Annotated in this window: 2 protein-coding genes; both read left to right on the top strand. The window is 64.4% G+C overall.

From position 1 onward, the window contains the following. Positions 1-5 precede the first annotated feature (5 nt). Positions 6-1199 carry an acyl-CoA dehydrogenase family protein gene (locus tag AWB78_RS42155; protein ID WP_062613198.1) on the top strand — a complete coding sequence of 398 codons (1194 nt, stop codon included), beginning with the start codon at positions 6-8 and terminating at the stop codon, positions 1197-1199. A 12-nt stretch (positions 1200-1211) separates the two neighbouring features. Continuing rightward, the coding region (locus tag AWB78_RS42150) for an acyl-CoA dehydrogenase family protein (RefSeq protein ID WP_062613196.1) at positions 1212-2299 on the top strand (1088 nt) is incomplete at its 3' end.

The following is a 2299-nucleotide window of genomic DNA, read 5'->3' as shown; positions in this document are numbered from 1 at the left end:
CAGTCATGGACCTGAAATTCACCGCTGACGAAGAGGCGTTTCGCACGGAAGTGCTGGAATTCCTGCGCACGTCGCTGCCCGAACGCATCGCGCACAAAGTGCACACGGGCAAGCACCTGACGCGCGAAGACATGGCGCAATGGCACGGCATTCTCAACGCGCAAGGCTGGCTCGCGAACCACTGGCCGAAGCAATACGGCGGCCCCGGCTGGACGCCGGTGCAGAAGTTCATCTTCGAGAACGAATGCGCGATTGCGGGCGCGCCGCGCATCGTGCCCTTCGGCGTGAACATGCTCGGGCCGGTGCTCATCAAGTACGGCAGCGAAGCGCAGAAGCGCCATTGGCTGCCGCGCATTCTCGACGGCTCCGACTGGTGGTGCCAGGGCTATTCGGAACCGGGCGCGGGCTCGGATCTCGCATCGGTGCGAACCACCGCCGTGCGCACGATGGACAACGGCGAGGAGCATTACATCGTCAACGGCCAGAAGACGTGGACCACGCTCGCGCAGTACGCGAACATGATCTTCTGTCTCGTGCGCACGTCGCAGGATGCGCGCAAGCAGGAAGGCATCAGCTTTCTTCTCATCGACATGAACACGCCGGGCGTCGAAGTGCGCCCGATCATCACGCTCGACGGCGAGCACGAAGTCAACGAAGTGTTCTTCACCGATGTGCGCGTGCCCGCGGCGAATCTCGTCGGCGAGGAGAACAAGGGCTGGACCTATGCGAAGTATCTGCTCACGTATGAGCGCACGAATATCGCGGGCGTGGGCTTTTCGGTCGCGGCGCTGCGCCGTCTGAAAGCGGCGGCGGCCAAGGTGCAGAGCAACGGTCGCGCGCTCATCGACGATCCCCTGGTCGCCGCGCGGCTCGCACGTGTCGAGATCGATCTCGAGAACATGAAGACGACGAATCTGCGCGTGATCGCGGCGGTGGCGGGCGGCGGCGTGCCCGGCGCGGAAAGCTCGATGCTCAAGATTCGCGGCACCGAGATTCGTCAGGAGATATCGTCGCTGATGCGTCGCGCGATGGGGCCGTATGCCCAGCGGTTCATCGATGAAAGCGCGCTCGAAGAAGACAGCGACGCCGAAGCATCGAGCGCGGCCGCGCAGTACTTCAACAATCGCAAGCTGTCGATTTTCGGCGGCTCCAACGAAATTCAGAAGAACATCATCGCGAAGATGATGCTCGGGCTCTAAAGGATTCGCACGATGAATTTCCAGCACACGGAAGACCGGCGGATGCTCGCGGATTCGCTGAACCGCTTCATCGCCGAGCAGTATGGGTTCGAGACGCGCGACCGGATCGCGCGCTCGGAAGAAGGCTTGAGCCGTGACATGTGGCGGCGCTTTTGCGAGCTCGGCATCATCGGCGCGTTCTTCGATGAATCGTCCGGCGGCTTCGGCGGCGACGGCTTCGATGTCGCCGTCGTGTTCGAGGCGCTCGGCCGTGGGCTCGTCGTCGAGCCGTTCCTCGATGCGCTGATCGTGGGACGCGCGCTCGCGCAGGCGGGCAATGAGCGGCAGCGCGGGATCATCACGAAGATGATCGACGGCGCGGCGATCGCGGCACTCGCGCATGACGAGCCGGGCTCGCATTACGAGCTTGCACGTGTGAGCACGCGCGCGACGCGGCAGGGCGATCAGTGGGTGCTGAAGGGCGCGAAGGGCGTCGTGCGACAGGGCGAACATGCGGATGTGCTGCTCGTGTCGGCGCGCACGTCGGGTGGCGATCATGACGCAGCCGGCATTTCGCTCTTCGTGGTGCCGCGTGATGCGCGAGGCGTGAGCGTGCGCGGGTATCGGAAGATCGATGGCGGACGCGCGGCGGAAGTGTCGCTCGATGACGTCACGCTCGATGCCGATGCGCTCGTGGGCAAGGAAGGCGATGGCTACGCGACGCTCGTGCATGCGGTGGGTTACGGTCTCGTCGCGCTGGCTTCCGAAGCGGTCGGCGCGATGGATGTCGCGAAGGAGCACACGCTCGAGTATCTGCGCACGCGTAAGCAGTTCGGCGTGCCCATCGGCGCGTTCCAGGCGCTGCAGCATCGCATGGCCGATGTGCTGCTGGAAATCGAGCAGGCGCGTTCGGCTGCGATCAATGCGGCGGCGGCAGTCGGTGAAACGGGCGTCGCGCGTGAGCGGGCGTTGTCGGCGGCGAAGTATTCGGTCGGGCGCATCGGCGCGCGTGTGGCGGAAGAGTCGATTCAGTTGCACGGCGGGATCGGCATGACGTGGGAGCTGCCGCTTTCCCACTACGCGAAGCGTCTCGTGATGATCGATCATCAGTTGGGCGATGA

Origin of the sequence: Caballeronia calidae, from assembly GCF_900044055.2 — a bacterium.
GTDB classification, from domain to species: domain Bacteria; phylum Pseudomonadota; class Gammaproteobacteria; order Burkholderiales; family Burkholderiaceae; genus Caballeronia; species Caballeronia calidae.
Note: the sequence above shows the minus strand (reverse complement) of the source record. Positions and strands in the feature narration are given on the sequence as shown.

Coding starts and splice junctions, on each gene's coding strand:
- AWB78_RS42155 (WP_062613198.1), top strand. CDS start 6: ATGGACCTGAAATTCACCGCTGACGAAGAGGCGTTTCGCACGGAAGTG.